We start from the raw sequence: 26,431 nt of genomic DNA, 5'->3' as shown, positions 1-26,431 counted from the left end.
TCATGCCCACGGAAATCCTGATGCCCGCGCTGTCCCCCACCATGGAGGAAGGCACGCTGGCCAAGTGGCTGGTGAAAGAGGGCGACACGGTCAGCTCCGGCGACATCCTCGCCGAGATCGAGACCGACAAGGCGACGATGGAATTCGAAGCCGTCGACGAAGGCACGATCGGCAAGATCCTCATCGAGGAAGGCAGCGAGGGGGTGAAGGTCAACACCCCCATCGCGGTCCTGCTAGAAGAGGGCGAGAGCGCCGACGACATCGACAGCGGCTCCTCGGATGGCGCTTCCGCCAAGTCCGAGGAAAAGCCCACCGAAGCCAAGTCCGAGGCGCCCGAGCCGAAGGATGAGGACACCAAGGCGGCGGCGGTCACCCCCGCAGCCGGCTCGGCAACCCCTGCCCCCGCGTCCCCCAAGGGCGAGGACGGCAAGCGTATCTTCGCTTCGCCGCTGGCGCGCCGCATCGCGGCGGACAAGGGGCTCGACCTCGCGCAGGTCAAGGGCACCGGCCCGCACGGCCGCATCGTCAAGGCCGACGTCGAGGCTGCCAAGCCTGCAGACAAGGCTGCCAAGTCCGAGGCCGCAGCTCCGGCAACAGCCGAGAAGAAGGCCGCCGATGCGACCGTCATGCCCGCCGGCCCGTCCTCGGACGCGGTGCGCAAGATGTACGAGGGGCGCGAGTTCGAAGAGGTCAAGCTCGACGGCATGCGCAAGACGGTGGCGAGCCGCCTCACCGAGGCCAAGCAGACCATCCCGCACTTCTACCTGCGCAAGGACATCAAGCTCGACGCGCTGCTCAAATTCCGCAGCCAGCTGAACAAGCAGCTCGAGGCGCGCGGCGTGAAGCTCTCGGTCAACGACTTCGTCATCAAGGCCTGTGCCTTGGCGCTGCAGTCGGTGCCGGACGCCAATGCCGTCTGGGCGGGGGATCGCATCTTCAAGCTCAAGCCGTCCGACGTGGCGGTGGCCGTGGCCATTGAGGGCGGTCTCTTCACCCCGGTACTCAAGGATGCCGAGATGAAGTCGCTCTCGGCGCTGTCCGCCGAGATGAAGGACCTTGCGGGCCGGGCCCGGAACAAGAAGCTCGCGCCGCATGAATACATCGGCGGCAGCTTCGCGATCTCCAACCTCGGCATGTACGGCATCGACAACTTCGACGCGGTGATCAACCCGCCGCATGGCGCGATCCTCGCCGTGGGCGCGGGCGTCAAGAAGCCGATCGTCGGTGCTGATGGCGAACTGGCCGTGGCGACGGTGATGTCCGTGACGCTCTCGGTCGATCACCGGGTGATCGACGGCGCACTCGGGGCCGAGCTGCTGCAGGCGATTGCCGACAACCTCGAGAACCCGATGGTGATGCTCGCCTGATCCGGGCGCATCGCTGGAAAACAGAACGGCCCCACCGCGCGGTGGGGCCGTTTTCCTTTGGGGCCGCTGCAGCACACCCGGCCGGAAGCACATCCCACCAAAGACGGCGAAAGGCGCGGCCCCTCGGGACCGCGCCTCAGCCAATAGTCAGGGGGATCGCGCCGTCAGTCGCTGCAGTTGCAGCCGGTGAGCTTCTGGTCCATCGAGCGCGAGGGCTGATCGCAGCCCGCCTCGCCGACGATCTTCGCCGGCACCCCGGCGACGGTCTTGCAGGGCGGCACCTCGGCCAGCACCACCGAGCCCGCCGCGATGCGCGAACGGTCGCCCACCTTGATGTTGCCGAGCACCTTCGCGCCTGCGCCGATCAGCACGCCGTTGCCGATCTTGGGATGACGGTCCTCGTCCTCCTTGCCGGTGCCGCCAAGCGTGACCGAATGCAGGATCGACACGTCGTCGCCGACCACCGCCGTCTCGCCGATGACGATGGAATGCGCATGGTCGATCATGATGCCCTTGCCGATCTTCGCCGCCGGGTGGATGTCGACCCCGAACACCTCGGACGAGCGCATCTGGAAGAAATAGGACAGGTCGCGCCGTCCCTGGTTCCACAGCCAATGCGCCACGCGCTGGCTCTGCACCGCCTGGAAGCCCTTGAAGTAGAGCAAGGGCTGCAGGTAGCGGTGGCAGGCCGGGTCGCGCTCGAAGGTCGCCTGGATGTCGGCCCGCGCCTTCAGCGCCAGCGAGGAGTCGGAGCTATAGGCCTCGTCGCAGATCTCGCGCAGGATCTGCTCGGACATCTCGCCATTCGCCAGCTTCAGCGAGATGCGATACGCCAGCGCCCGCTCGATGGTCGGGTGGTGCAGGATCGAGATGTGCACCGACCCGCCGAGCAGCGGCTCGGCGGCGACAACCTCTTCGGCCTCGCGGACGATGCGGGCCCAGACGGGATCCAGTTCGGCGATCTTGGCGCGGGTCTTGGCCATAGGAGTCCTCCGTGAGTTGCCGCCCACTCTAGCAGATAGCCGCTGCGGGTCGAAATGCAAAACCGTGATCTAGGGGATCGCGGCCCGAGATGAAAGCCCCCACGCCCCACGCTCAGGCAGTGAGCACGAGCCGCGCGAAGGGCCCCGCCCCGTAGCGCGCCGAGACCTGCGCCACATGCACCTCGTAAAGCCCCTTGAGCCCGTCCTGAGCAGAATCGTAACCCCATACGGGGGCGTCGCAAAACACCTCGCGGATCACCTCGCCCCCCTGCACGACGCGCAGGAGATACCGCTCGCTCTCCTCGCCAATGGGCACCTCCGGCAGTTCCCAATCGTCCCCCTCGAGGCGCGTGCGCCGGATCCAGCTCAGGGTCCGCGCCGTGCCCCCTGCCATGGCCGCGCGCAGATGCACCGGCCGATAGGGCCGGAGGCCATTGCCGTCGAAGGCCAGTTCGCGGTGCACGTAAGCGGCATCGTCGTAGCCGCGCTTGGCCGGCCCGATGCGGTAGTGCCGCGCCTGCCGCCGCTGCGCCGGGGTCAGCGCGATCTGCTGCGGCGCCCCGTCGAGCAGCACCACCCAGGACCCGACGGGCCAGACCTCGGGCATGATCCCGTCGCTGCCCGCCTGCCCGCGCAGCCGGTGCGAAAGCAGCCAGCGTCCGGGCTCCAGAAGCTCGGCATCGCGGAACTGGAACACCTCCCACTTTCCCGGCGTGCCGTCGCCGATTGCCATGACGTTCGCCCCGCCGAGCAGCGCCGCGTCAGAGACCGTCTCGAGCGCGCCCGAGCGCAGGCTGATCTGCAGCCCGTCGCCGCGGTCGATCCGCCCGGCAGGCGCCGCGACAAGCGGCGTCTCGGTGACGCCGACCGTCGCCCGCGCGGCGAGGATCTCGTTTAGCCCGTAGTCCGCATCCGTGGCACTGGCATAGACCGCCACGCTGCCCGGCCAGGGCGTCGCCGTCACGGCCAGGTGCGGGGCATGCGGCACTTCTTCGCCGCTCAGCAGCGGCAGGTCGAGAAACAGCGGCAGCACCGGGACAGGCGCAGCCACGGGGCGCAACAACGGATCGCTTTCTCCCAGGTCGGCGAGGTCGGCGGGCAAATAGGTGTCGGGCTCGATGCGCACCGCCTCGATCTTCTGGTACGCGCCGCTCTCCACCCGGTCGACGCGCGCGCGCAGGCGTCCCGAGGCCCCGGGCAGTTCGACGATGTCCCCCGCACCGACCGCCATCTGCGAGGGCGGCAGAGCAAAGCGCAGGGTCTCGCGGGCGATCCGCGCCTCGGCCAGGAAGCGCTCGAGCACCATGCGCGCCTCGGCGCGGGTCAGCACCATCGGCCATTCGGTTTCGGCAACGCCATGGCTCTGCGCGTCCGGCAAGACCACCTGCTCGCCCAGAACCGCGTGATCACCATCGGCCTCGACGAAGCGCAGCCGCAACCGCCCGGCCATCTCCGCCTCGGCGGCGCGGATGCGCAGCAGGTCGCCCTCCTCCGACGGGTCATGCACCAGCGCCGCAGGGTCGAGCGTCAACGGAGCCCGCCCGCGCCGCGGCAGGAAGCGCAGCACACCGTCCCGCTCGATCGCATCCACCCCATGCGCGAGCAGAAGCGGCTGCAGCGCGCTCCGTGCGTCGCTCACCCGGTGGACGTGGTAGCCGCGCACCCACCCCCAGAGGCGGCTCACGTCCAGCTCCTGCACCCCTGCCCGGGCGCAGACCTCCGCCACCACCGAGGCCAGCGTCCGCCCCGACGCGCGCCCGTTCAGCCAGTGCCCACGCCGGTAGTTGCCGCCGTCCCTCCACAGATCCGAAAGCCCCGGGAACCATGGGTAGGGCCGCGCGTCCCAGGCCCAGACCAGCGCCCGCGACATGTCGAGCATCGGCGCGCCATAGACCTCCGACAGCGGGTTGTGCGCCGGGTCGGTCCAGTGGGCATGCACGGCCCGAAGGTACTGCCGCTGCATGAGCTCATCCCGCAACCCATTGGAATACCGCGGCAGAAGGCTCTCCGAGCTTTTCGGATCGAGGAATTTGTTGGGCTGGTTCGCGCCCTTGTCGATCGCGGCGCAGCCGAGCTCGGTAAACCAGATGGGCTTGCTCTGCGGCACCCAGCCTGTGGGCTGTGCCTGCCGTACGCCGCCGATGCGCTCGTGATGCAGGTTGCTCCACCAGCCGCGCAGGTCCTTGTACCGATAGACCCAAGGCTCGCCATGCGCGCCGTCGGTGATCGGCACCCGGCGCTGCGCCTCACGGGCCTCGGCGGTGGGATAGTACCAGTCGTATCCCTCGCCGCCCTCGACGTTGGACGTCAGGTACTCGGGCGCGTAGATCGCGCCCCACCCGGCATCCGCGTGGTCCTGGCCGTCGCGCCAGTCGGCCAACGGCATGTAGTTGTCGATGCCGATGAAATCGATCTGCGGGTCGCTCCACAGCGGGTCGAGATGGAAATAGACATCGCCCGAACCGTCCTGCGGGTGGTAGCCGAAATACTCGCTCCAGTCGGCGGCATAGCCGATCTTCACCTCCGGCCCCAGCAGCGCCCGGCACTCCGCCGCCAGCACCCGCAGCGCCTCGACCGCCGGGAAGCCCGACGCGCCGCGGATCTGGGTCAGCCCGCGCATCTCCGAGCCGATGCAGAAGCCCGAGACCCCGCCCGCCGCCGCGCAGAGCGCCGCCTGATGCAGGATGAAGCGTCGGAACGTCCATTCGTCCGGGCCGGAATAGCTGACCGCGCCGCCGGACACCGCGAAATCCGCCGCCGAGGCCGTGCCGAAGAACGCCGCCACCTCGGCCTCGGCTGCCACGGTCACGTCTGGCGACCCGCTCACCCCGGGCGCAAGGCTCGTCGTGATCCGCCCCCGCCACGGCAGCGCGGGTTGCCCCTCGGCCCCGGTCCAAGGGTCGGGCAGCGCATTGCCCGCCATCTGGTCCATGAGCACAAACGGGTAATAGACCACCTCCAGCCCGCGCGCCGCCATCTCCCGCAGCGCCTCGATCACCGACGCATCGGCGGGGGTGCCCCCATAGATCGGGCGTCCTTCGAGCCGCGGCACAAGCTGGGCCGCGCCGCGCCCCAGCCCGGAGACCTGCCAAGGCATCTGCGCCGAGTCACAGTCCCCCTGTTCGACCTTCGGACGAATGGAACAGTCGCCGCAGCGCAGGTCGTCGCCAAACCAGCTTACCACCAGCGAGGCAGCGCGGCACTCGGGCAGCTCGTCGCGCAGCTGGCCCAGCGAGACGAGGAAATCCGGCAGGTCGGCAGGCGTGTTGAGGTTCACCGCCCGCTGCCCGCCACTGCCGTCGTCGAGAAACACCGGCCGCGTCGCCAGCGCGTATTCCCCGGTGCCGGGGATCATTGCCACACCGCGGATCGCCAGCGGCACGTCCTGCGGATCGCCAAGCTCGGGCCGCGTAACCTCGAAGCTGAACTGCGGCACGCGGTTGCCGAACCGCTCGAGCATCAGGTCCTCGATCACCACGTAGGCAGTGCCGCGATAGGCCGGAACCTGCCCGGCGCCCTCCACGGCCTCCATCTTGGGATCGGGCAGCTGCTCGCGGCTGCCGGTGTAGACGCGCATGTTCAGATCGCGCGGCGCGATCTCGGCGCCGTCGGCCCAGACCCGCCCCACGCCGCTGATCTCGCCCTCGCAGAGCGCCAGCGCGAGGCTCACCGAATAACTGTATTGCTTCACCGTCGTCGCGCTGCTCGGGGTGCCCTTGCCGCTTCCGACCTTCTCCTTTCGGACGTGTTCGGTGAACTCGGTGGCCCAAATCACCGGACCACCGACGCGCATGCGGCCCCAGACCTGCGGGATCGCCGCCCCCTCGCCTGCCCCGGCCAGACGGAAGCGTTCGATGCGGCCGGTTTCGACGGTTTCGGACCCCGCCCCCATCAGGCGCTGGTCAACCGCCCGGCCCAGGCCTGCGCCGATGAACCGCCCCACGGCCGTCATCGACAGCCCAAGCACCGAGCCGCCCAGGCTGCTGCCAAGCGCCGCCCCGGCAGCGGAAAGAAGGATCGTCGCCATCAGGTTCTCCCCGTCGGAAAGGCAAATCTCGCCACCAGCCGGCGCCGCCACGGCGCGCTGAGCGCGCTCTCGATCACCCCGTGACCGCTGTAGGCATGAATGAAGCAAGCCGCCTCGCCCGCTTTCGCCTGCAGCCCGAGATGCTTGGCCACCGCCCCCTCGCGCATGCGGAAAAGCAGCACGTCGCCGGGGACCTCGGCATGCACCGGCTTTGCGCGCAGATGCCGCAGTGCCGCGCGCAACAGCGCCTCGTCGCCCTGCGGCTCCGACCAGTCGCGGCTGTAGGGCGGCACCACCTCTGGTTCGGCGCCGATCACCTCCCGCCAGACACCGCGCAACAGGCCCAGACAGTCGCACCCCGCCCCCTTGACCGAGGCCTGGTGCAGATAGGGCGTGCCGATCCAGCTGCGCGCCGCCGCTACGATCCGCGCCCCGTTCATCGCCGCGAGCCCCCGCCGGTCACCGCCGCGCGGCTGGCGTGGACCAACATCCAGTCATCCTCGGGAATGTCCGGGAAGCCCCGGAAGTTCAGCAGGTTGTCGAATTTCAGCCGGCAGGTCTCGGGGCGCCTGTCGCAGCCCGCCGCGACCCGGCAAAGGTCCCCGGGCTGAAGCGCCGCGCGCAAAGGCTCCCAAAGCTCGATCACCCGCTGCCCACCATCGTCCCGGTCGCGCTTGATCGCCGCGCCGAGCCCCTTGCCCGGGCCGCCCAGCATCTCGAGCCGCCCGCGGGCGAACCACCCCGGCTCGAACTCGGTCAGCGGTCCAAGCCGGAAGCGCCGGCCCTCTGCAGCGGCCAGCACCGGCCCCTCGAAGACAAAGCCAGGCGTGGCGAGATCGAAACCACAGGCGCTATCCCCCAGCACCGCCGAACAGGGCGCGTGGTAGACCCGCCCCAGCGGCACGTTCAGCGCCTCTGTCAACCCGCGCAGCTCAGCGTGAAAAGCCCCGTTTGCGCGCCGGATTTCCCCGAGCGTGCCGCGGAACATCACCCGGCGCTGCGAGACATCGGCCCAATTCACCAGCCAGGCCACCAGCGCCGCCCCGTCGAAGCGCCCGGCGTCGATCTCCGCCTCGGAGAGCGCCGCATCCGACAGCGCCCCCATCGCCTCGCTGTTGTCGACCGAAAGCCCGGTGCCCTGCTGCAGCGCCATCGCGCTGAGCCCGCTGCCTGCGCGGAACACCAGCCCGTCAAAGCACAGGTCCCGGTCGTGGTCGGTGAAACCATAGCGCGTGCCATCGCCCCGGGTCAGCGCCCAGCAGCGCGCCACCGTGGTCAGCCCGCCCGCGAGGTGGGTATGCAGCTCCGTCGCGCCCATCAGACCCGCACCTCGACAACCGGCACATCGGGCACCTGTCCGGCCTGGAAACTGGCGACAGAGACGCTGATCCGGTCGGTGTCAAAGCGCACCGGCACGTCGAACTCGAAGCCCGCGCTGACCTCGACGCCGGCGAGCGGCGGCTCGGCAAAGGTGAGCAGCCCCGTGCCTGGATCGATGGTGAAATGCACCCCCTCGCGCATCTCGACGTCCTGCACCGCCGCCAGCACCGTCCCGGCCACCGGCTTGGCAATGGCGCGCGTATAGCTGGCGCCGCCCGATCGGTAGGTCTTGGTCAACTGGAAGGCGCACGTCACCCCGTCACCATGCGCGATCACCTGATCCCCGGCGGACACCGTGCCCGACGGCAGGCAGGATTTGTAGTCCGACCAATCCTTCCAGCGAAACCCGTAAAGCTGCCCACGCCGCGCCTCGAAGAAGGCCAGTAGCTTCGCGATATCGTCGAGCGAGCGCAGCCCGAGCCCGGCGTCGAAACGCCGCCGCGACTGCGCCCAGGGGGTGTTGCGCTCCTCGTGGCCCGAGCTCAGCTCGACCACATCGGTGCGCCGCTCCGGCCCGCCCATGGCGCCGAAGCTCAGGTCGGCGGGAAAGCGTGTCTCGTGAAAGCTCATGGTGCCTCCTCAACGGTTGCGCGCGCCTTGGCTGAGCGCCCGGCTCATCTGCGCGGCGATCTGCGAGCGGCTGCGCTGGAAGCCCTGCACGTCAGGCGTCTGGATGTTCATGACCACGCTCACCGGCGGGCTGCGCCCCTCGGCACGCACGCCGAGGCGGCCATCGGCACCGCGCGAGAGCGGCAGTATCGCCTCGGGCCCCGCCTCGCCCATCAGCCCGGTGCCGCCGCGCATGGCAAAGCGCACTGGCCCGCTGACCACGCCGCCGGTGGCAAAGGGCATGACCCGGCCCTGGCTGAAGGCGCCGCCCTGAGCAAAGGGCGAGAACGCCCCGAAAAGCTGCGACATCCCCGCCGCCAGCGCGCCCCCCAGCTGGTCGGTCACCGGGCGCACCGCCGTGCGATACGCACTGTTGAGCACGCCGCGCGCCACGCGCTCCAGCGCCTCCGAGGCCCGCATCCCATCAAAGACCATGCCGTCAAAGGCTCGTGCCAGCCCGCGGCTGAGCGTGGTCTCGAGCTTCGCCGCACCCTTGCCGGTGCTGGCAAAGGTCTGGTGGATGCGCTTAAGTTCGGCGTCGAAGCTCGCCGCCATGCTCGCGGCTCCGCCCAGCCCCATCTCCAGCGCGCCCATGGCGCGGTCGAGCTCGTCGAATGTGTCGAAATCGGTCATGCGCCGTCCCCCTGTGTCGCGTCCGGGAAGGCCGCGATCAGCTCTTCGAGCCGCGACCGCCCCATCGGGCGCGCGCCGCGATCCTCGCCCAGCATCAGCCGCAGCTCTACAGGGGTCAGGGCCCAGAACTCCGCCGGGCGCAGCCCCAGCGCCTGCACCCCGGCGCGCAGCAACGACGGCCAGTCGAACCCGCTCACCCGGTGTCCCCCGGCAGCGCGAAGGCCCGCGCCAGAAGCTCCGCCGCCGCTCTTGCCGCCGCCACCGGGCCGCCGCCTATCTCGGCGCTCACGAGGTCCGCCGCCGAGCCCTGCCAGCCGCCGCCGCGCAGCCCCGCCACGATCAGCGCCAGCACGTCGCGGCTGGAGCAGGCGCCGCCCTCGAAACGGCGCACCAGATCGACGAGCGAGCCCTCCTCGAGCGCCGCCTCCAACTCGGCCAGCGCGCCCAGCGTCAGCCGCATCACCCGCCGCTCGCCGTCAAGCACCAGCTCCACCTCGCCGCGCCAGGGGTTGGCCATTTACGCCGCCGCCGCCGGCACGAAGCTCAGCGCCCCGGCCGAGGAGAGCGCGATCTCGTAGGTCGCCTCGCCGTCATGGCTGCCCGCGTAATCGATCGAGGTCAGCTGGAACGGCCCCTCGACCGTGCCGAAATCGGGGATCACCACCTGGAAATCCGGCGTCTCACCGTCAAAGAAGATCTGGCGCGCCCGCTCGTCCGTGCCCGCGTCGCGAAACACCCCCGACCCCGACAGAGTTGCCGATTTCACCCCGGCCCCCGCCAGCAGCTCGCGCCAGCCCCCGGCGCTTTCCAGCGAGGTGACGTCGACGCTCTCGGCGTTGAAGCTGATGCGCGTGGCCCGCAGCCCCGCCAGCGTCTCGAATTGCCCGTCGCCGGTGAGGTCGAGCTTGATCAGAAGATCCTTGCCGTTCTGCGCAGCCATGTCTGCACCTCCTTGCTGTGGCGCCTCATGCGTCCTCGACGCGGGCGCGGAATGTCAGGTCGATGCGGCGTAGGCCGCCGCTCTCGCGCCGGGCCTCGGCGCGGCGGAAGCGCAGGCTCACCAGCCGGCCGCGCGCCAGGGGCAGGTCGGCCTGATGCAGCAGGTCCGAGACCGCGCCCGCCACAGCCTTTGCCGCCGAGAACCCTGCTGCCCCGGTCACCACGGCGACGGTCAGGTCGTGCCAGGCCCCCGCCCCAGAGCCGTCGGAGGCATCGCGCACCCGCTCGGCGCCGAGCGTGACATAAAGCCCCGGCAGCGTGCCCGAAGGTGGCGCGTCGTAGATCGCACTGCCCACAAGTCCCGTCAGCGTGGCATCCCCCTGCAGCGCGCCATAGATGGCAGCCTGAAGCGCGCCAGAAACCGCATAGCTCATGACGCCACCTCTTCCTGCGCCTCGCAGGCAAGATAGCGCCCCGAGAGATCGCGCTCGGCCACCGAGAGGATGTCGAACACCCGCGCGCCAAGCCGGAAGCGCTGCCCCGGCACAGGGCGGCGCGCGGCCCCCTGCGGCGCCCCGCGCACGGTGATCCGATACCGCCCGCGCGCCATCGGCCCCGCCTCGCCCATCACCTCACGCCCCGAGCGCGGGGTCAGCTCGGCCCAGAGCGTGCCCAGCACCCGCCAACCGGCCGTGAAGCCGCCGGTGCCGTCGGGCACCTGCAGCGGCGCCTCGAGCACGAGGTTCTGCGTCAGCCGCACCCCCCTCATGCCGAGAACCCCAGGCGCAGCGGGCGGTAACGCGCGATCAAGGCGGTCACCCCGAAGGGCATGCAGCCCTGGGTCAGCGCGGTCTCGTCGCGGTACTCGTAGTAATGCGCGGCGAGCAACAGCACCGCCTGAGCCAGATCGGGTGGCAGCTCGTCGAAGCCTTCGCCGTAGCCTGCGGTGAAACGGACCTCGGCAGAGCCGCCCCTCGGCACGTCGGGCAGCGTGCCACGCTGCGGGCGCAGCATGGGCGCGAAGGCGTCGGTCTCCAGCCGGTATCGCTCCGGCGCCACGTCCTGAGCCACGCCGTAGCGGTCCACCAGGGTCAACCGCGAGACCGCCACGACAGGCGCGAGCGGAAGCACTGCCGCTTCGGCGTCGCGCCAGCCGTGATGCGTCCAGAGGAAGCCCCGGGTGAGCAGCGCCTTGCCGGTGCGCGCCTCGATGGCGGCCAGCGCCGCGCGCAGGAACGAAAAGAGAACATCATCCTGGAGCCCGTCCTCCTCGAAGCCGCTGCCCATCCGCAGCTGCCGCTTCAGCGCCGCTAGGGGCAGCGCCGCATCGGGCACCTGGGTTTCTTCGATCACCATCATCAGGACTCTCCGCTTGTCCCTGCCGTACCTGTGCCCGCTGGGCATGAGAGCGGCGGGCCGCCGCCGCCCTCAGCCCGTTCAGCTCGTCGCGCAGCGCAGCAGCTTGATCGCCGCGAAATCGCTGATGTCGCCGCCGACGCGCTTGGTGGCGTAGAACAGCACGTGCGGTTTGGCGCTGTAGGGATCGCGCAGCACGCGCAGGTCCGGGCGTTCAGCGATCGTGTAGCCCGCGCCGAAATCGCCAAAGGCGATGGGCGTGCTGTCGGCGGCGATGTCCGGCATGTCCTCGGCGATCAGCACCGGGTAGCCCATCAGCCGCGCCGGCTGGCCCGCCGCCAGCCCGTCCGACCACAGGTGCCGCCCGTCGGCATCCTTGAGCTTGCGCAGTGCACCGGCCGTCTTGGAGTTCATCACGAAGGCGCCCTTGGCCCGGTACTCGGCGCCCAGCGCGTAGACGAGATCGATGATCGCATCGCCGTCGCCGATCGCCCCGGCCACGCCCGAGGGCACGTAGCCAATATTGCCCCACTCCCAGATCTCGTTGTCGACCATGTCGTGGGACAGGATCCCCATGGGCTTGTCGATGCCGTCTCCGGTGATAAAGGCCGCAGCCTCGGCGCGGGCAAAACGGTCAGCGATACGCCCCGCCAGCCAAGCCTCGAGATCGAAGGCCACATCGTCGAGCAGCCGCTGCGAAGCCTTTGGCATGGCCGAAAGCTCGTGCAGCTTGATCTGGATGCGGTCGATGGTGGGCGTTTCGCTTTCACCCGGATCGTTGACCTCGTCGGACCAGCCCGCGCCGGTGTCGCCCTGATCGACCAGAACGTCGAAAGACGACGCCTCGACCGTCACCACGGCGGCAATTGCGCGGATCGACGCGGCACTCTCGAGCACGGATTTCACCGTCTCCGAGGTCACCGGATCGACAAGGTAGCCGCCATCGGCGGCGACAGCGGTGGAGAGCGCCTTGCCCTCCAGCACGAGCCCGCGCAGCCCATCGTCATCACCGCTGCGCAGGTAGGCGCCAAAGGCCTTGCGGTGCGGCAGCCCGCCGTCCGCCATGGTGCCCAGCGCCGGGCGTGCCGCGGCAAGCGAAGTCTTGGTGTCCAGCATGGTCAGTCGCTCTTCATGGTTGTCGAGTTTCGCGTGAAGGTCGGCCCGCATGGCCTTGATGTCTGCCGTCAGCCCCGCCATCGCGGCGCCGATCCGGGCGACCGGGGACAGATCTTCCCCGGTCCGAGAACGGTTCTCGGGTTTGCTCATCAGCTCGGTCCCCTGTTGTGGCGCGCGTCAGTCGCCCGCCAGGTCACGGCGCGCGGCGTCGAGCGCCAGCGCCAGATCGCGCAGCGTCTCGGCGCTCGAGGTCTCCCCCTTTGCCGCGACCCGCGCACTTGGCAGCATCGGGAAGGTGACAAGCGACACCTCCCAGAGCTCCAATTCCCTGAGGAGCCTGCGCCCCTGTCGATCCTTTACCGCCGTGACGGTGCGATAGCCGATGGACAGCCCGTCGATGGCCCCGGCCGCAATCAGCGCCGCCGCTTCCCGGCTTTTCTCGACCGCCTCCAGCAATCTGCCCTTCACGTAGAGCCCGCGCCCGTCCTCGCGCACCTCCTCCCAAAGGCCGATCGGCTGCGCCGGGTCGTGCTGCCAGAGCATCCGCACCGCGCGTCCTTCGGACGCCAGCCGCTGCAGCGATGCCGCATAGGCACCGGGTGCAACGATATCTCCTCCCTGGTCGGGCGTGCCAAACAGCGAGGCATAGCCCTCGATCCGCAGCCCGTCCGAGAGGATGATCCCCGGGGCACTCTCCCCACCGGGCTGGCAGAACTTGTGTTCCAGTTCCATGCAACGCTCCCTTCCCTGCTCCACCCCTCAGGGCGCCATGACACTCAGCCCCTGCAGCGCCTGCGCCAGCAGCCCCGCTGCCACGCCATAGACCGCCAGCCAGAGCCGTTTCTCCAGACGTTCCAACACCAGTTCCAGCCGCGCCAAGCGATCCTCGAGCGCGGCAATCTGCAACGCGCTCAGCCGCTCGTGCGCCTCGAGCCGCAACCCCGGGGCACAGGCGAAAAGCTCGTAGGGCGCCCGCTCAGTCACCCTCGTCCTCCTCGGACAGCGGCGGCAGCCCCAGCATGCGCCGCTTTTCCGGCACGGTCAGAAAGGCCGCCTCGGACACACGCCGCCACTGCGTCTCGCGTTCGGCGGAGAGCGCCGGCACTTGGTCGAGGTCGGGCTTGAGCGCCACCTCCTCGCCGGTGAACCCCGCGAGCCACCTGCCCAGCGCCGCGCTCACCCGCTGCGCCAACGGCAGCACGGTCAGCCGATAGAAGGCGCGGTTGGCCTCCTGGTAATTCGCATAGGTCGCATCCCCGGGGATCCCCAGCAGCATCGGCGGCACCCCGAAGGCGATGGCGATCTCGCGTGCCGCGGCCTCCTTGGTCTGCTGGAACTCCATGTCCGAGGGCGAGAACCCCATGGGCTTCCAGTCGAGCCCGCCCTCCAGCAGCATCGGCCGCCCGGCGTTTTGCGCCCCCTGGTGCTGGCTCTCCATCTCGGAAACCAGCCGCTCGTACTGGTCCTGTGCCATAGAGCCCTGGCCGTCGCCACCGGTCCAAACGATGGCCCCCGACGGACGTGCGGCATTGTCCAAAAGCCCCTTCGACCAGCGCGAGGCGCTGTTGTGCACATCCAGCGCCTGCGCCGCAGGCTGCAACGGCGAGAGCCCGTAGTGGTCGTCTTGAGGATGGAAGCTCTTGATATGGCAGATCGGTGCAGGGCTCTCGCCGACATCGAAGCGATGTGCCCGCCCGTCCACTTGGTACTCATAGGCGATGGGCCAGCCATCCGCCCCCGGCACCAGCCGCATCCGCTCCGAGCGCAGCACGTGCAGCTCGGACGGCAGCCCGGCGCCGCTGCCAACCGCTTCGAGATAGCCATCCCCCGACAGCAGCAATTGACCGTAGAGGGACTCAAGCAGTTCCGCCTTGCCCTGCACCGGGTTCGGCGCAGCGATGCGGCGCAGGATGGGATGGGCACTATAGCGCATCTCGGCATCCTGCAGCACCAGCGGCAGCGCCGCGGCGGCCTCCGAGATCAGCTTCACCGCGCGGAACCCCACCGGGTTTCCGGTGAACCCCTGCCGGGTGAGCGAGCCCGTGTCCCGTGGCGACCAGGCCACGCGTCCCGAGGCCTGCACCGCGATGAGCCGGCCCGCCGCCGAGGCCTTGGTCTCCGGCCGAGCTGCCGCTCCGCGTCCCCGCCGCAGAAAGTCGAACCCCATGTGCCGCTCCTTGCTGGTCTCCGGCCCGAGACCTTCACGGCCCCGGTTCGCGTTGAAGACCAAGCTACGCAGCATCCGTTAACCAAGCCCTCCCGCGCCGCGCGCTGCCCGAGCAACGGCCGCGACCGCACCTTCCGCCGCCGCGCCATGCGAATTTGCAAAGTGAAGATGGCACCACGGCCCACGCCGCTTCTTCTCTTGCGAAAGACGCCAGGGGTGAGGCCGCAGGCCAAGGGGGGCCGATGTGGGGGGCAACGCCCCCCTTTTCCATGTTCACAGAACTCGAACCCGGGGCCGTCGCCAGCCCTCGGCGGGCGCGGTGATCAGCTCGGTGAGCGCCCAGACAAGCGCATCCACCCGGTCCGGAGAGCCCTGACCCTGGAAGCCAGAGGAGGTCATCAGCCCCATTTGTTCCTCGAGTAGATCGAAACGCCGGGCATGGGCGATGCGCCCCTGCTCATAGAGCGCCGCCACCGGCTCGGCGCGCAGCACCTTGCCGCGTGTGGCACTGACCCTTCGCAGCGGCACCGACGGCGCCACCTGTCGCAGCACCGCCTCCACCATGGCGCCGCCCTGGTTGACCTCGGCGACGATGCGGTCGGCCTGCCAGCGCTCGAAGGCGTCGACGGCGGCGTGTGCCCAGCCGCTCGGCCCCAGTCCCTGGACCGAGGCGTCCTCGAGCACCACCCCCTGCCAGCCCTGCGGCGGCCCCTCGCAGCTCACGCCGCAGACGACGATCCCGCAGGCGTCCGAGCCCGCGCCATCGCCCGCAGGCGGATCCAGGGCGACAACGATGCGATCGAGCCGCTCCGGTGCCGCCCGCAACCGCGCGCGCTCCAGCATCTCTTGCGTCCAGAGCGCACCGTCGACGTCGCAGACCATTTCACCGTCGAGCTCCTGCCGTGCCAGCCGGGACGCGCCGTAGCGTGCCCGCACCTCATCGAGGAAGCTGGCCGCGAGGTTGGCCCGGTTTGCCTCGGTCGGCGCGCGGGTCACCGCCGTGCTTGGCAGATCCAGCAGCTCCTTCAGGACGCCAATGTTGCGCGGCGTGGTGGTCACGCAGACCTGCGGATGCTCGCCCAGCCGCAGCGCGAACTGCAGCATGTCCCAGGTCTCGCGCGCCTTGCGCCACTTGCCGAGCTCATCGGCCCAGGCACCATCGAACTGAGGCCCGCGCAGCGCCTCGGGGTCATGGGCGGAAAAGACCATCGCCTCGGCGCCGTTGGGCCAGGTGAGGCAGCGCCGCGTGGCGCTCCAGTCCGGCCGCCGGTCGGGGGGCGAGCAGGCGAGCAGCCCCGAGTCGCCGAACACCATCACCTCGCGCGCCTGGTCCAGGGTTTCGCCGACCAGCGCCACCCGGCGGCAGCGCCCCGGCGAGAGCGGCAGCGCGCCCTCCACCGACGCGCGCACCCATTCCGCGCCAGCCCGTGTCTTGCCCGCGCCACGCCCGCCCAGGATCACCCAGCTGCGCCAGTCCCCCGCCGGCGGCAACTGGTGCTCGAGCGCCCAGAACTCGAACAGAAAGGGGAGCGCCAGGCGCTCCCCCTCGGAAAGGTCACTGAGGAAACTCTCCTGCACCGCAGCACCGGCGGAGGCGAGCCATGCGGCAGCCGATTTCAACCCTTGCGCGCTCGAGATCGAGCGCCCAGTCTCCGGCAATTCCCTTCTGCTTGCGTCTGACATTCCTGATCTGAGCCTCCGTTTCATGGGCGACCTTCAGCCAATAGCGCAGATCCGCCGCGGCCTTGCTGGTCTCCGGTTTGTCCAAGGTGCCGTCTTCGTCGAAGCGGTCGCGCAGGCGCCGCATGTCGCTTCCGAGATGCCGCAGCATGTCGGCCAGCTGCTCCCGTTCCTCTTCGAGACGGGAGAGTTCTTCTTCGAGATGGATGAGGATCATCGCTCGATACCTTTCTTGCCTGTAGGTGTCATGCCTCGCAGGGGGCTCGCGCCGGTCTTTGCCGGGGTCGTGGCACCCTGCCGCCAAACGAAAAAACGGCCACCGGGGTCACCCCGGGGCCGCCTGCCCATTTCGTCCAGCATGCACGAACGCTACCAAAGAGCGTCCGAAAAGTCAAGATGACCAGGCCGCGCGGCATATCCTAAACAACTGTTAACAATAAACAATACACCATGAACACAGCGCGCGCCCGGCGCCGCGCCCGGCCTCTCTTGCCGCCCCTTTCGCGCTCTGGCACAACGGTCCGATATTCGAGTTCGCGGAGCCCGCCATGCCTTCTCTCTCCCGTCGCATCACCTCACTCAACGCCGGGGGCGGCGACGGATGGGAGATTTTCTACAAGGCCCGCGCCCTGCGTGCTTCCGGAGTTCGGGTCACCGAGCTGACCATCGGCGAGCCCGACGAGCGCACCGACCCGTCGATCTTGGCCGAGATGCACCGCGCCGCCACCGCCGGCCACACCGGCTATGCCGTGGTGCCCGGCATCCCGGCCCTGCGTGACGCCATCGCCGCCCGCGTCACCGCGCGCACCGGCGTCGCCACCACGCGGGACAATGTTCTGGTCACCCCCGGCGGCCAATCGGCGCTCTTTGCCGCGCATATGGCCGCCTGCAATCCCGGCGACGCCGCGTTGATGATCGAGCCGCATTACGTCACCTACCCCGGCACCCTCCGCGCCGCTGGCGCCGTGCCGCACACCATCGCCACGCGCCCCGAGCACAGTTTCTTCCCGGATGCGGGCGAGGTGCGCCGCAAGGCGCGCGAGACCGGTGCCTCGGCACTGCTGGTCAACTCGCCGAGCAATCCCACCGGTGCCGTCTACCCCCGCGCGGTGCTCGAGAGCCTCGCCGAAGTCACCCGCGACGAAGATCTCTGGCTGATCTCGGACGAAGTCTACGACACGCAGATCTGGGAGGGCGAACATCTCAGCCCCCGCGCCCTGCCCGGCATGGCCGAGCGCACCATGGTCATCGGCTCGCTGTCGAAAAGCCACGCGATGACGGGGAGCCGCATCGGCTGGCTCATCGCCCCCGAGCCCGCCATCGCAGCGCTGATCGATCTGGCGACAAACACCACCTACGGGGTGCCCGGCTACATCCAGGACGCCGCGCTCTACGCCCTGACTGCCGACGCCAAGCTCGAGCCGCGCGTCGCCCAGCCCTTCCGCCGCCGCCGCGCGCTGGCGCAGCAGATCCTCTCCCGGCAGAGCGTCGTCGGCCTCGTGCCCTCTGGCGGCGCCATGTATCTCTTCCTCGACATCCGCGCGACCGGCCTCTCGGGCATCGCCTTTGCCGACGCCCTGCTCGACACCCACCGCATCGCGGTGATGCCGGGCGAAAGCTTCGGCCCCTCCGCCGCGGGCTTCCTGCGCGTCGCGCTGACCATCCCCGACGCAGAATTCGCCGAGGCGCTCACGACCCTCACCGGCTTTGCCGCAACGCTCGCCAAGGCAGCCTGAGTCCGTGTCCGGCACGCCGATCTCCAGCATCCGCAACCTCGGGCCAGCGGTGGAATCGGCCTGCCGGCGCGCCGGGATCGCGGATGCCGAGACGCTGCGCGCGCTCGGCGCCGACGAGACCTACCGCCGCCTGCTCGCCCATGGCACGAGGCCGCATTTCATCGGCTTCTACGTGCTGCACATGGCGCTGCAGGGGCGCCCATGGAACGACGCCCGCGGCAAAGAAAAGGAAGAGCTGCGCAGCCGCTTCGACGCGCTGGTTGCCGAACGAAAGGGCAACGCGCCGCTGGACGGCATCGAGAAAATCCTCGACGAGATCGGGGTCATCGACCCGAGCAGGCGCCCCCGCAAATAGCGCCTTTCTGCCCATCAGAAACAAGCTCTTGGCCCGCGCCTCCGTGCGGGCACAGGAACCTTGCCGTGGGTCTGCGTGTTGATCTGCCAACACATCCTTCATCTGAAAGGAAGGCCGACATGGACCTCATCCGCATCATCTTCGCCATCCTGCTGCCGCCGCTCGGCGTGTTCCTGCAGGTCGGCCTCGGCAAGCATTTCTGGATCAACATCCTGCTCACGATCTTTGGCTACATCCCCGGCATCGTGCACGCGATCTGGATCATCGCCCGCACCGGGCCGAAACAACAGCACGTGTGATCGCCATGGCCGCCCGCGAACACACGCTCCACCCCGACTTCCAGCGGCTCGACAAGATCGACCGCTGGGCACGGCGGATGGATCGGGCGTACCGCATTCCTTTCACCCCGATCCGCTTCGGCTGGGACGCGGTGTTCGGCCTTGTTCCGGGCATCGGCGACACGCTGGCGCTCGCTCCGGCGGTCTGGATCGTCAAGGAGGCGCACGCCATGGGCGCGCCCAAGCCGCTGCTCGGACAGATGGGCGCAAACCTCGCGGTCGACTGGCTGGTGGGTCTCGTGCCTCTGGTGGGCGACATCTTTGACGTCGGCTATCGCGCCAACACCCGCAACGCTGGGTTGCTGCGACGCTGGCTGGAAAGCCGCCACGCGCCCGGCGGCGCAGGCTCAGCCGAACCCAACGAGGTCGCTGCCTGAGGCCCAGACGGTCGGACAGCAAAAAGGCGCCCCGCGGGGCGCCTTTCTATTTGCGGTGATTGAGCGTCAGGCTCAGCCGACGAGCTCGAGGCCCGAGAAGAAATAGGCGATTTCTTCGGCCGCGGTTTCCGGAGCGTCCGAGCCGTGCACCGAGTTCTCGCCGACCGACTCGGCGAACTCTGCGCGGATGGTGCCCTCTGCGGCGTCGGCCGGGTTGGTGGCGCCCATCACTTCACGGTTCTTGGCGATCGCGCCTTCGCCTTCCAGCACCTGCACGACAACCGGCTCGGAGGCCATGAATTCGCACAGCTCGCCGTAGAACGGGCGCTCGGCGTGCACCTTGTAGAACTCGCCAGCCTGCGCCGGGGTCAGCTGGATGCGCTTCTGCGCAACGATGCGCAGGCCCGCTTCCTCGAACTTGGCGTTGATCTTGCCGGTCAGGTTGCGGCGGGTTGCGTCGGGCTTGATGATCGAAAGGGTGCGTTCGACGGCCATTTTGGTCTCTCCAATGTCACAAGGCCGGGCAACGGCCCGGCCAGCATTCTCTGGTGGGGGCGTTACCATGGGGTTGAGGAATTGGGAAGACCCCGTGGCCCCCGCTGCCTCTTCCACAGGCAGAAAGGGGCTCTGCCCCTCTTGTCCCACGGCCAATTCACCCCGGCGCATTTTGGAAAGACAAGACGCTAGGCAGTGCCACCTTTCTTCCCTTTCCAAATACGCACATCGCGTCATCGGCGTAGGCAGAAACGCCGGGCAAGCGCGATATGCACGAAGGGGGATGTTGCCCGCCCGAAGGCTCTGCTATGGCGGCGCCATGCTGAGTATTCGAGACATCTCCTATTCCGTCGAAGGCCGCCCTCTGCTCGAGGAGGCCTCCGCCGTGATTCCCGCGGGCCACAAGGTTGGCCTCGTCGGTCCCAACGGCGCGGGCAAGACCACGCTCTTCCGGCTCATCCGCGGCGAGCTCACGCTCGATGGCGGCGAGATCGAGCTGCCCGCCCGCGCCAAGATCGGCGGCGTGGCGCAGGAGGCGCCTGCCTCGGATGTCTCCCTGATCGAGACCGTGCTGGCCTGCGACCTCGAGCGCGCCTCGCTGATGGCCGAGGCCGAGACCGCCACCGACCCGCACCGCATCGCCGACATCCAGACCCGTCTCGCGGACATCGACGCCTGGTCCGCCGAGGCGCGCGCCGCGACGATCCTCAAGGGCCTCGGCTTCGACGAGGCGGCCCAACAGCGCCCCTGCTCGGACTTCTCGGGCGGCTGGCGGATGCGCGTTGCGCTCGCCGGCGTTCTCTTTGCCGAGCCTGACCTGCTGCTCCTCGACGAGCCGACCAACTACCTCGACCTCGAAGGGGCGCTCTGGCTCGAGAGCTACCTGCAGAGCTACCCGCACACGGTGATCGTGATCTCCCACGATCGCGGCCTGTTGAACCGGGCCGTCGGCGCGATCCTCCACCTCGAGGAGCGCAAGCTGGTGCTCTACCAGGGCAATTACGACACCTTCGCGCGCACCCGCGCCGAACGCCGCGCCGTGCTCGCGGCAGCGGCCAAGAAGCAGGACGAGCGCCGCGCCCACCTGCAGAGCTTCGTCGACCGCTTCCGCGCCAAGGCCTCCAAGGCCCGTCAGGCGCAGGCACGCGTGAAGATGCTGGAGAAGATGGAGCGGATCACCCCGCCCGAGGAGGCCGCCAAGCGCGTCTTCACCTTCCCGCAGCCCGACGAACTCTCGCCGCCGATCCTGGCGCTGGAGAATGCCTCCACCGGCTATGGCGACAAGGTGGTGCTGCGCAAGCTCTCGCTGCGCATCGACCAGGACGACCGCATCGCGCTGCTCGGCCGCAACGGCCAGGGCAAGTCGACACTGTCGAAGCTCTTTTCCGGGCGTTTGGCGCTGATGGACGGCAAGATGACGTCCAGTTCGAAATTGCGCATCGGCTATTTCGCCCAGCACCAGGTCGACGAGTTGCACCTCGACGAAACGCCCCTGCAGCACCTGCAGCGCGAGCGTCCCGACAGTGCCCCCTCGAAGCTGCGCGCGCAGCTGGCGGGCTTCGGCCTCGGTGCCAACCAGGCCGAGACCGAGGTCGGGCGCCTCTCGGGCGGGCAGAAGGCGCGCCTGTCGCTGCTGCTGGCAACGCTCGATGCGCCGCACATGCTGATCCTCGACGAGCCGACCAACCACCTCGACATCGAGAGCCGCGAAGCGCTGGTCGAGGCGCTGACCGCCTATTCCGGCGCGGTGATCCTTGTCTCGCACGACATGCACCTGCTGGGGCTGGTTGCCGACCGTCTGTGGCTGGTCAAGGACGGCACGGTGACCCCCTACGAGGAAGACCTCGAGGCCTACCGCAAGATGCTGCTGACGCAGGACAAGCCGGCAAAGCCCGCCAAGGCCGAAAAGGCCGCGCCGAAGCCGAAGCGCGCCAGCCGTGACGAGGTCCTCGCGCTGCGCTCGGAGGCGCGCAAGTGCGAAGAGCGCGTCGCCAAGATCGAGGAGATGCGCGAGAAGCTTGCCTCCAAGCTCGCCAACCCCGAGCTCTACGAGGCGACCCGAGCGGGCGAGCTGGAGACCTGGAACCGCAAGTACGCCGAAGTCATGGACGGGCTGCGCCGCGCCGAGGCGCTCTGGGAAGCGGCAATGGAGAAGCTCGAAACGGCGGAAGCCGGCTGAGCCGGCAGGCTTTTTCTGGACAGCGCCCGCGCGAGGCCCTAGCCAGTACCCATGGACATGGCCTTGATCATCAGCGCCTTCGCCACGCTTTTCGTGGTGATCGACCCCATCGGGCTGACCCCGGTCTTCATCGCGCTGACCCAGGGCGCCGATGCCGCGCATCGGCGCGCGGTCGGGATCCGGGCCTGCATCACCGCGCTGGCGATCCTCATGCTCTTCGCCTTCTTCGGCGAGGCGGTGCTCGGATTCATCGGCATTTCCATGTCGGCCTTCCGCATCTCGGGCGGGCTGCTGCTGTTCATCACCGCGCTCGACATGCTCTTCGAGCGCCGCACCAAGCGGCGCGAAGACAAGGTCGAGGACGAGGTCATGCCCGATCCGTCGATCTTCCCCATCGCCATCCCGCTGATCGCCGGCCCCGGTGCCATCGCCACGATCATCCTGCTGGTCGGACATTCACCCGGTCCGCTCGAGACCGCGATGATCCTCGGCGTGCTGGTGATCGTGCTGCTGATGACCCTCGCCTGCTTCTTCGTCGCCGGCCCCATCGAGCGCGCTCTGGGCCACGTGGGGATCGTCGTCGTCACCCGGCTCTTCGGCATGTTGCTGGCGGCGCTCGCGGTGCAATTCGTCATCGACGGCATCCGCGGCATAGACTGGTCGGGCGTTTTCGGCTGAGACTCGCAGAGCGCGGGCGCAGCCCCTACATTGGTCCCAAGCATGGGGGGCGCGCATTTGTCTGAATTCGAAATCGGCCGGCTGGGGTACCTCGGGCTGCTTCTGGCGGCGCTGGTCCTGTGGATGTTCATACAGCAGCGCGGCCGGCTGATGCAGAAGCTGCAGCAACTGGCGGCTTGGGGGCTGATCTTTCTCGGGGTGATCGCGGCCTTCGGGCTCTGGGACGACATCCGCCACACGGTGAGCCCGCAGCAATCGGTCTTTGCCGAGGCGGGCCGGATCGAGCTGCCGCGAGCGTCCGACGGGCACTACTACCTGACGCTTCAGATCAATGACACGCCGGTGCGTTTCGTGGTCGACACGGGCGCCACCGGCGTGGTGCTGAACCGGCAGGACGCCGCGCGCATCGGCATCGCCACCGCGGACCTTGCCTTCCACTCCAGCGCCCGCACCGCGAATGGCGCGGTCGAGACCGCGCCGGTCCGGCTCGGTACCGTCACCCTTGGAAGCTTCGAGGACCGCAACCTGCCTGCCTTCGTCAACGGCGGAGAGATGGACAACTCGCTGCTCGGCATGAGCTACCTGCAGCGCTTTGACCGGCTCGAGATCGCGGGTGGCAAGATGGTGCTGGAGCGGCGCTAAGCGTCAGACCTCGATCTTCAGCCGCTCGCGGTCGAGCACCGCGATGGCGCCGCGACGGATCTCGATGACCCCGTCGCGCCGCAGGTCGCCCAGCAGCTTGTTGATCGTCTGCCGCGAGCAGCCCACCATCGAGGCGAGGTAGGACTGGCTCAGCCGGGCCTCGCGGTGGGCCTCGGTCGTGAACTGGTGCAAGTACATGCGCAGCCGCTCCTCGACCGAGAAGAACTGCGCGATGGCCCGAAGCTCGTTGTCGCGGGTCAGCCGGGTCTGCATGATCGCGGCGGAATTGCGCAGCAACAGCGCCGGCGGAATGTGCTTGAGCAGCAGCTCAAAGGAGCAAGCCAGCACCATCGCTTCCGGCAGGGTCCGGCAGCTCGACGAGCAGGGGGTGCCCGACAGGCCCTCGACCTCGCCAAGCACCTCGCCTGGTCCGGCGACATGCAGCACCGCGGCATTGCCCTGCTTGTCGAGGTAGATCACCTCCACCCGGCCCTTCAGGATCAGGTACATGACCGGCGTCGTTTCTCCCTGCCGCAGGATATCGGTCGGCGCGTCGAAGCGCTGCAGGGTGCACTCGGAAAGAAGGGTTTCTTTCTGCTCTCGGCTGAGGCCGTCAAACAGCGGGCAGTCGAGCAAAGGCCCGTATTCGATAGGAGTTGTCATGAAGTCAGTCCGATAGCCGCTTGGTCAAGTGACGCAAGGGCAAAACACATAAATCTGTCGCGAGCACCGGCACAGGCGGGCGTCTCGGCGGAAATCCGTCGGCTCATCGGCGAAAACATCCGCCGCGCGGGATGAAAACGGGAAATGGCCATTCCAGAGCCGCGTCTGCCGTACCCCGGACCGGAACGTTCCGGTCCATGGGGTGCGGCGGAGGACGACTCTGGAATGGCCGTTACTTGGTAACCCTCACCCTCACACGGAAAACACCGTGTAAGACACGCCCAAGCCCTAGGATACAACTCGCAGCGGTCGGGCGTGCAATCACGGTTTAGGAGGATTCTCGCCGATCTGTGTAAGCGGGGCGACAGTGCTGTCATATTTTTCAAGAAATTTTCTATTTTTTTGCCATTTTTCCAGAGACTGCAATCCTGCCTCTCAATTGGCAGAATGGGCGGAAATTAGCGCATATGTCAAATAGGATCATCCTAAAGGCGAGTCACACATTTGCCACCACGCCAAATGCGTGATGATTTCGTGACAGCCAAACTTTCAGGACTCGGCTTTCTTTTCCCAGCGCCCGCTTTCCTCGGACCAATATTGTGCGGTCACTCCGGCGCCGGTGAGCGCCCGCCACTGCCCACGCGCCACATCAAGCGCCCGCGGGTCCATGCCGTCGAAAAGAATACAGACCCGCTCCATCGCGCCCACCTCCTCGGGCGAGACCTCCGCCCCATCCACCGACATCAGGCAGGATGCGCCGTTGGGCATCTCGGCGCGATCGGTCAGCAGCACGGGCTGCAGCGCGTCATGCGGACCACCGGCGCGGCCATGCGGCAGGAAGCTGTCGTCCCGGCCCAACCAGAGCCGTTCGTCGAGCCAGTCGAGCCGCTGCGGATCGCCGCCGCGCACCGCCACGCGCCAGCCCGCCGCCAGCGATTTTTCCAGCAGCATCGACAGGGTCTCTTCGACCGGTCTCTGGGTCAGGTGGTAGAACATCGCGACACCCATGCGCGCCAGCCTCCTGTCATCGGATCAATGTTTCGCACCCGGGCGCGGGGCGCCCGGGGCGGCAGCGCGCCTGGCTCAGCCATCCTTGCGCTCGAAGCGGTCGCGGATCATCCGGTCCAGCGACAACACGCCCCAGCCGGTCGCCCCGGCAGGCGCCAGCAGCGAAGCGGACTTCAACTTGGCCACCCCGGCGATATCGAGGTGGATCCAAGGCATGTCATCCCTGACGAACCGCTTGAGGAACTGCGCCGCGGTGATCGAGCCCGCGGGCCGCCCGCCGATGTTCTTCATGTCCGCCAGCGGCGACTTGAGCATGTCGTCATAGGCCTGGCCCAGCGGCATGCGCCAGGCGCCCTCGCCCTCGGTCTTGGCGGCCTTGAGGAAGTCCTCGGCGAAGCCGTCCTCGTTGGAGAATACCGCCGCGTTCTCATGGCCAAGCGCGACGATGCAGGCGCCGGTGAGGGTCGCCAGATCGACCATCGCGGCGGGCTTCACGTGTTCCTGCGCGTACCACAGCACATCGCAGAGCACGAGCCGGCCCTCGGCGTCGGTGTTGAGGATCTCGATCGTATCGCCCTTCATCGACGTCACGATGTCGCCCGGGCGCATCGCGGTGCCCGAAGGCATGTTCTCGACGAGGCCGACGAGGCCAACGACGTGCGCCGCGGCCTTGCGCAGGGCCAGCGCCTTCATCACGCCTGCCACCGTGCCCGCGCCGCCCATGTCCATGGTCATGTCTTCCATGCCCGGCCCCGGCTTCAGCGAGATGCCGCCGGTGTCAAAGACGACGCCCTTGCCGACCAACGCCAGCGGATCGCCCTCGGCACCCTTCCAGCGCATCACCACCATTTTCGACGGCGCGGCAGAGCCCTGCCCCACGGCCAGCAGCGCGTTCATGCCAAGCTTGGCCATGCGCTCCTCTTCGAGAACCTCGACCTCGACGCCGAGCTCGGTGAGCGCCTCGAGCCGCGCGGCAAATTCCTCGGTGGTCAACACGTTGGCCGGCTCGCTCACGAGATCCCGGGTAAAGGCGACGCCCTCGGCCACCGCCAGCAGCGAGGCCGCGGCCTTGCCGGTCTCTTCAGGCTTGGCACAGAGGATGGTCGCGGGCTCGGGCGCCTCGGCGCTCTCGGACTTGTGATTGACCACCGCATGGCCGCGCAGCGCCAACGCGAGCGCCAGATGCTCCAGCCGCGCGGTGCTCTCGCCGACCAGGGTCAGCGCCTTGCCGCCTGCGACCGAGGCCAGTGCCGCGCCCGCCTTGCGCGCCTCGGCAACAGAGGGACGGCGCTCGAGCTTCACCACGTCCAGCGCCTCGGCGGCCAGCCCGGCCGGATAGGCCAGCGAGATCACCTCGCCCGCCTTGGCCTTTTCCCAACGCTCCGCTTCGAGCAGCCGCGCCAGCGCCCCCTTGGTCAGGCGGTTCAGCCGGCGCGCACCGGGGCTCATCCGGCCTTCGGTATTGACCAGCAGCGCGATCCTGCCCTGCCGCTCCGCCAGCCCGTCGAGGTCCACCGCCGAAAATTCGAATGTGCGCAACTGGGTCATTCGCCCGCCTTCCCTGCTTGTCTGTCGTCATTGTGTCCGGTCCAAGACTCCTAGAGCGCCGCAATCGGCTTGACCAGAGGCACCTTTTCCCGCGAAGAGCGATCGTCTAGGGTCGTCGCCAACGGAAAACCGGGGGAAGTGAAGTGCAGAGATTC

Annotated in this window: 30 protein-coding genes; 8 read left to right on the top strand and 22 right to left on the bottom strand. The window is 68.6% G+C overall.

Annotated elements, in window-relative coordinates:
- Window positions 1-2: 2 nt before the first annotated feature.
- Entirely contained in the window at window positions 3-1,367 is a 1,365-nt protein-coding gene (locus tag CEW88_RS06495) for a pyruvate dehydrogenase complex dihydrolipoamide acetyltransferase (protein ID WP_108965231.1), read from the top strand.
- Window positions 1,368-1,531: 164 nt separating this feature from the next.
- On the opposite strand, the gene cysE is transcribed toward CEW88_RS06495, so the two are convergent.
- The 18 genes from cysE to CEW88_RS24865 form a co-directional block, all read right to left on the bottom strand.
- Complete coding sequence (cysE, locus tag CEW88_RS06490) at window positions 1,532-2,350, bottom strand: serine O-acetyltransferase (protein ID WP_108965230.1); 819 nt, start codon at window positions 2,348-2,350, stop codon at window positions 1,532-1,534.
- A gap of 112 nt (window positions 2,351-2,462) precedes the next feature.
- Complete coding sequence (locus CEW88_RS06485) at window positions 2,463-6,377, bottom strand: baseplate multidomain protein megatron (RefSeq protein WP_108965229.1); 3,915 nt, start codon at window positions 6,375-6,377, stop codon at window positions 2,463-2,465.
- A complete protein-coding gene (locus tag CEW88_RS06480) occupies window positions 6,377-6,817 on the bottom strand; it encodes an NlpC/P60 family protein (protein ID WP_108965228.1) in 441 nt (146 codons plus the stop codon). The genes CEW88_RS06485 and CEW88_RS06480 overlap by 1 nt, the downstream gene beginning before the upstream one ends.
- Window positions 6,814-7,695, bottom strand: a complete 882-nt coding sequence (locus CEW88_RS06475; RefSeq protein WP_108965227.1) for a DUF2163 domain-containing protein — start codon at window positions 7,693-7,695, stop codon at window positions 6,814-6,816. Before CEW88_RS06475 ends, CEW88_RS06480 begins: the two co-directional genes overlap by 4 nt.
- Window positions 7,695-8,327, bottom strand: coding sequence for a DUF2460 domain-containing protein (locus tag CEW88_RS06470; RefSeq protein WP_108965226.1), 633 nt, complete (start codon window positions 8,325-8,327; stop codon window positions 7,695-7,697). The genes CEW88_RS06475 and CEW88_RS06470 overlap by 1 nt, the downstream gene beginning before the upstream one ends.
- A 9-nt stretch (window positions 8,328-8,336) precedes the next feature.
- Window positions 8,337-8,999, bottom strand: coding sequence for a phage tail tape measure protein (locus CEW88_RS06465; protein WP_108965225.1), 663 nt, complete (start codon window positions 8,997-8,999; stop codon window positions 8,337-8,339).
- Complete coding sequence (locus CEW88_RS06460) at window positions 8,996-9,196, bottom strand: rcc01693 family protein (RefSeq protein WP_108965224.1); 201 nt, start codon at window positions 9,194-9,196, stop codon at window positions 8,996-8,998. Before CEW88_RS06460 ends, CEW88_RS06465 begins: the two co-directional genes overlap by 4 nt.
- Window positions 9,193-9,516 carry a gene transfer agent family protein gene (locus CEW88_RS06455; RefSeq protein WP_108965223.1) on the bottom strand — a complete coding sequence of 108 codons (324 nt, stop codon included), beginning with the start codon at window positions 9,514-9,516 and terminating at the stop codon, window positions 9,193-9,195. Before CEW88_RS06455 ends, CEW88_RS06460 begins: the two co-directional genes overlap by 4 nt.
- Window positions 9,517-9,939, bottom strand: coding sequence for a phage major tail protein, TP901-1 family (locus tag CEW88_RS06450; RefSeq protein WP_108965222.1), 423 nt, complete (start codon window positions 9,937-9,939; stop codon window positions 9,517-9,519).
- 25 nt (window positions 9,940-9,964) lie between these two features.
- On the bottom strand, window positions 9,965-10,372 hold the full coding sequence (locus tag CEW88_RS06445) for a DUF3168 domain-containing protein (RefSeq protein ID WP_108965221.1): 408 nt from the start codon (window positions 10,370-10,372) through the stop codon (window positions 9,965-9,967).
- Window positions 10,369-10,707 carry a head-tail adaptor protein gene (locus CEW88_RS06440; RefSeq protein ID WP_108965220.1) on the bottom strand — a complete coding sequence of 113 codons (339 nt, stop codon included), beginning with the start codon at window positions 10,705-10,707 and terminating at the stop codon, window positions 10,369-10,371. Before CEW88_RS06440 ends, CEW88_RS06445 begins: the two co-directional genes overlap by 4 nt.
- Window positions 10,704-11,297 (bottom strand): head-tail connector protein, encoded by a 594-nt coding sequence (locus CEW88_RS06435; RefSeq protein WP_108965219.1) that lies wholly within the window; start codon window positions 11,295-11,297, stop codon window positions 10,704-10,706. Before CEW88_RS06435 ends, CEW88_RS06440 begins: the two co-directional genes overlap by 4 nt.
- Before the next feature lie 78 nt (window positions 11,298-11,375).
- Window positions 11,376-12,560, bottom strand: a complete 1,185-nt coding sequence (locus CEW88_RS06430) for a phage major capsid protein (RefSeq protein WP_108965218.1) — start codon at window positions 12,558-12,560, stop codon at window positions 11,376-11,378.
- Between the two features lie 27 nt (window positions 12,561-12,587).
- Entirely contained in the window at window positions 12,588-13,142 is a 555-nt protein-coding gene (locus CEW88_RS06425) for an HK97 family phage prohead protease (RefSeq protein WP_108965217.1), read from the bottom strand.
- Window positions 13,143-13,169: 27 nt separating this feature from the next.
- A complete protein-coding gene (locus tag CEW88_RS06420; protein ID WP_108965216.1) occupies window positions 13,170-13,394 on the bottom strand; it encodes a GTA head formation protein, RCAP_rcc01685 family in 225 nt (74 codons plus the stop codon).
- On the bottom strand, window positions 13,387-14,577 hold the full coding sequence (locus CEW88_RS06415; protein WP_108965215.1) for a phage portal protein: 1,191 nt from the start codon (window positions 14,575-14,577) through the stop codon (window positions 13,387-13,389). Before CEW88_RS06415 ends, CEW88_RS06420 begins: the two co-directional genes overlap by 8 nt.
- Before the next feature lie 273 nt (window positions 14,578-14,850).
- Complete coding sequence (locus CEW88_RS06410) at window positions 14,851-16,155, bottom strand: DNA-packaging protein (protein ID WP_254694455.1); 1,305 nt, start codon at window positions 16,153-16,155, stop codon at window positions 14,851-14,853.
- Window positions 16,133-16,474: a hypothetical protein gene (locus CEW88_RS24865; protein ID WP_235939476.1), complete on the bottom strand. Its 342-nt coding sequence runs from the start codon at window positions 16,472-16,474 to the stop codon at window positions 16,133-16,135. The genes CEW88_RS06410 and CEW88_RS24865 overlap by 23 nt, the downstream gene beginning before the upstream one ends.
- Window positions 16,475-16,805: 331 nt before the next feature.
- On the opposite strand from CEW88_RS24865, the gene CEW88_RS06400 reads away from it, so the two are divergent.
- The 4 genes from CEW88_RS06400 (at window position 16,806) to CEW88_RS06385 (ending at window position 19,063) form a co-directional block, all read left to right on the top strand.
- The gene (locus tag CEW88_RS06400; RefSeq protein WP_108965212.1) at window positions 16,806-17,993 is read left to right on the top strand and encodes a pyridoxal phosphate-dependent aminotransferase; all 1,188 of its coding nucleotides are present in this window, start codon (window positions 16,806-16,808) and stop codon (window positions 17,991-17,993) included.
- 4 nt (window positions 17,994-17,997) lie between these two features.
- Complete coding sequence (locus CEW88_RS06395) at window positions 17,998-18,348, top strand: TfoX/Sxy family DNA transformation protein (RefSeq protein WP_108965211.1); 351 nt, start codon at window positions 17,998-18,000, stop codon at window positions 18,346-18,348.
- A gap of 119 nt (window positions 18,349-18,467) precedes the next feature.
- On the top strand, window positions 18,468-18,647 hold the full coding sequence (locus CEW88_RS06390; protein ID WP_108965210.1) for a YqaE/Pmp3 family membrane protein: 180 nt from the start codon (window positions 18,468-18,470) through the stop codon (window positions 18,645-18,647).
- A 5-nt stretch (window positions 18,648-18,652) separates the two neighbouring features.
- The gene (locus tag CEW88_RS06385) at window positions 18,653-19,063 is read left to right on the top strand and encodes a DUF4112 domain-containing protein (protein WP_108967589.1); all 411 of its coding nucleotides are present in this window, start codon (window positions 18,653-18,655) and stop codon (window positions 19,061-19,063) included.
- 72 nt (window positions 19,064-19,135) lie between these two features.
- Here CEW88_RS06385 and ndk read toward each other — a convergent pair whose 3' ends face one another.
- On the bottom strand, window positions 19,136-19,558 hold the full coding sequence (gene ndk / locus CEW88_RS06380) for a nucleoside-diphosphate kinase (RefSeq protein WP_066106256.1): 423 nt from the start codon (window positions 19,556-19,558) through the stop codon (window positions 19,136-19,138).
- A gap of 319 nt (window positions 19,559-19,877) precedes the next feature.
- On the opposite strand from ndk, the gene abc-f reads away from it, so the two are divergent.
- From abc-f to CEW88_RS06365, 3 genes are read left to right on the top strand one after another with little or no spacing between them, the layout of a single operon-like run.
- Window positions 19,878-21,737, top strand: a complete 1,860-nt coding sequence (abc-f, locus tag CEW88_RS06375) for a ribosomal protection-like ABC-F family protein (RefSeq protein ID WP_108965209.1) — start codon at window positions 19,878-19,880, stop codon at window positions 21,735-21,737.
- 51 nt (window positions 21,738-21,788) lie between these two features.
- Window positions 21,789-22,415 carry a MarC family protein gene (locus CEW88_RS06370; RefSeq protein ID WP_108965208.1) on the top strand — a complete coding sequence of 209 codons (627 nt, stop codon included), beginning with the start codon at window positions 21,789-21,791 and terminating at the stop codon, window positions 22,413-22,415.
- A gap of 57 nt (window positions 22,416-22,472) precedes the next feature.
- A complete protein-coding gene (locus CEW88_RS06365; protein WP_193989059.1) occupies window positions 22,473-23,057 on the top strand; it encodes a retropepsin-like aspartic protease family protein in 585 nt (194 codons plus the stop codon).
- 3 nt (window positions 23,058-23,060) lie between these two features.
- Here the strand turns inward: CEW88_RS06365 and CEW88_RS06360 are convergent, their stop codons facing one another.
- From CEW88_RS06360 to CEW88_RS06350, 3 genes are all read right to left on the bottom strand, one after another.
- Window positions 23,061-23,720 (bottom strand): Crp/Fnr family transcriptional regulator, encoded by a 660-nt coding sequence (locus CEW88_RS06360; protein WP_108965206.1) that lies wholly within the window; start codon window positions 23,718-23,720, stop codon window positions 23,061-23,063.
- Window positions 23,721-24,269: 549 nt separating this feature from the next.
- Window positions 24,270-24,728, bottom strand: coding sequence for a DNA polymerase III subunit chi (locus CEW88_RS06355; protein ID WP_108965205.1), 459 nt, complete (start codon window positions 24,726-24,728; stop codon window positions 24,270-24,272).
- A gap of 75 nt (window positions 24,729-24,803) precedes the next feature.
- Window positions 24,804-26,276, bottom strand: a complete 1,473-nt coding sequence (locus CEW88_RS06350; protein WP_108965204.1) for a leucyl aminopeptidase — start codon at window positions 26,274-26,276, stop codon at window positions 24,804-24,806.
- Window positions 26,277-26,431: the final 155 nt, after the last annotated feature.

Source organism: Alloyangia pacifica (genome assembly GCF_003111685.1).
Classification (GTDB): domain Bacteria; phylum Pseudomonadota; class Alphaproteobacteria; order Rhodobacterales; family Rhodobacteraceae; genus Salipiger; species Salipiger pacificus_A.
Note: the sequence above shows the minus strand (reverse complement) of the source record. Positions and strands in the feature narration are given on the sequence as shown.

Coding starts and splice junctions, on each gene's coding strand:
- CEW88_RS06495 (WP_108965231.1), top strand. CDS start 3: ATGCCCACGGAAATCCTGATGCCCGCGCTGTCCCCCACCATGGAGGAA.
- cysE (WP_108965230.1), bottom strand. CDS start 2,350: ATGGCCAAGACCCGCGCCAAGATCGCCGAACTGGATCCCGTCTGGGCC.
- CEW88_RS06485 (WP_108965229.1), bottom strand. CDS start 6,377: ATGGCGACGATCCTTCTTTCCGCTGCCGGGGCGGCGCTTGGCAGCAGC.
- CEW88_RS06480 (WP_108965228.1), bottom strand. CDS start 6,817: ATGAACGGGGCGCGGATCGTAGCGGCGGCGCGCAGCTGGATCGGCACG.
- CEW88_RS06475 (WP_108965227.1), bottom strand. CDS start 7,695: ATGGGCGCGACGGAGCTGCATACCCACCTCGCGGGCGGGCTGACCACG.
- CEW88_RS06470 (WP_108965226.1), bottom strand. CDS start 8,327: ATGAGCTTTCACGAGACACGCTTTCCCGCCGACCTGAGCTTCGGCGCC.
- CEW88_RS06465 (WP_108965225.1), bottom strand. CDS start 8,999: ATGACCGATTTCGACACATTCGACGAGCTCGACCGCGCCATGGGCGCG.
- CEW88_RS06455 (WP_108965223.1), bottom strand. CDS start 9,516: ATGGCCAACCCCTGGCGCGGCGAGGTGGAGCTGGTGCTTGACGGCGAG.
- CEW88_RS06450 (WP_108965222.1), bottom strand. CDS start 9,939: ATGGCTGCGCAGAACGGCAAGGATCTTCTGATCAAGCTCGACCTCACC.
- CEW88_RS06445 (WP_108965221.1), bottom strand. CDS start 10,372: ATGAGCTATGCGGTTTCTGGCGCGCTTCAGGCTGCCATCTATGGCGCG.
- CEW88_RS06440 (WP_108965220.1), bottom strand. CDS start 10,707: ATGAGGGGGGTGCGGCTGACGCAGAACCTCGTGCTCGAGGCGCCGCTG.
- CEW88_RS06435 (WP_108965219.1), bottom strand. CDS start 11,297: ATGATGGTGATCGAAGAAACCCAGGTGCCCGATGCGGCGCTGCCCCTA.
- CEW88_RS06430 (WP_108965218.1), bottom strand. CDS start 12,560: ATGAGCAAACCCGAGAACCGTTCTCGGACCGGGGAAGATCTGTCCCCG.
- CEW88_RS06425 (WP_108965217.1), bottom strand. CDS start 13,142: ATGGAACTGGAACACAAGTTCTGCCAGCCCGGTGGGGAGAGTGCCCCG.
- CEW88_RS06415 (WP_108965215.1), bottom strand. CDS start 14,577: ATGGGGTTCGACTTTCTGCGGCGGGGACGCGGAGCGGCAGCTCGGCCG.
- CEW88_RS24865 (WP_235939476.1), bottom strand. CDS start 16,474: ATGATCCTCATCCATCTCGAAGAAGAACTCTCCCGTCTCGAAGAGGAA.
- CEW88_RS06400 (WP_108965212.1), top strand. CDS start 16,806: ATGCCTTCTCTCTCCCGTCGCATCACCTCACTCAACGCCGGGGGCGGC.
- CEW88_RS06390 (WP_108965210.1), top strand. CDS start 18,468: ATGGACCTCATCCGCATCATCTTCGCCATCCTGCTGCCGCCGCTCGGC.
- CEW88_RS06385 (WP_108967589.1), top strand. CDS start 18,653: ATGGCCGCCCGCGAACACACGCTCCACCCCGACTTCCAGCGGCTCGAC.
- ndk (WP_066106256.1), bottom strand. CDS start 19,558: ATGGCCGTCGAACGCACCCTTTCGATCATCAAGCCCGACGCAACCCGC.
- abc-f (WP_108965209.1), top strand. CDS start 19,878: ATGCTGAGTATTCGAGACATCTCCTATTCCGTCGAAGGCCGCCCTCTG.
- CEW88_RS06370 (WP_108965208.1), top strand. CDS start 21,789: ATGGACATGGCCTTGATCATCAGCGCCTTCGCCACGCTTTTCGTGGTG.
- CEW88_RS06360 (WP_108965206.1), bottom strand. CDS start 23,720: ATGACAACTCCTATCGAATACGGGCCTTTGCTCGACTGCCCGCTGTTT.
- CEW88_RS06355 (WP_108965205.1), bottom strand. CDS start 24,728: ATGGGTGTCGCGATGTTCTACCACCTGACCCAGAGACCGGTCGAAGAG.
- CEW88_RS06350 (WP_108965204.1), bottom strand. CDS start 26,276: ATGACCCAGTTGCGCACATTCGAATTTTCGGCGGTGGACCTCGACGGG.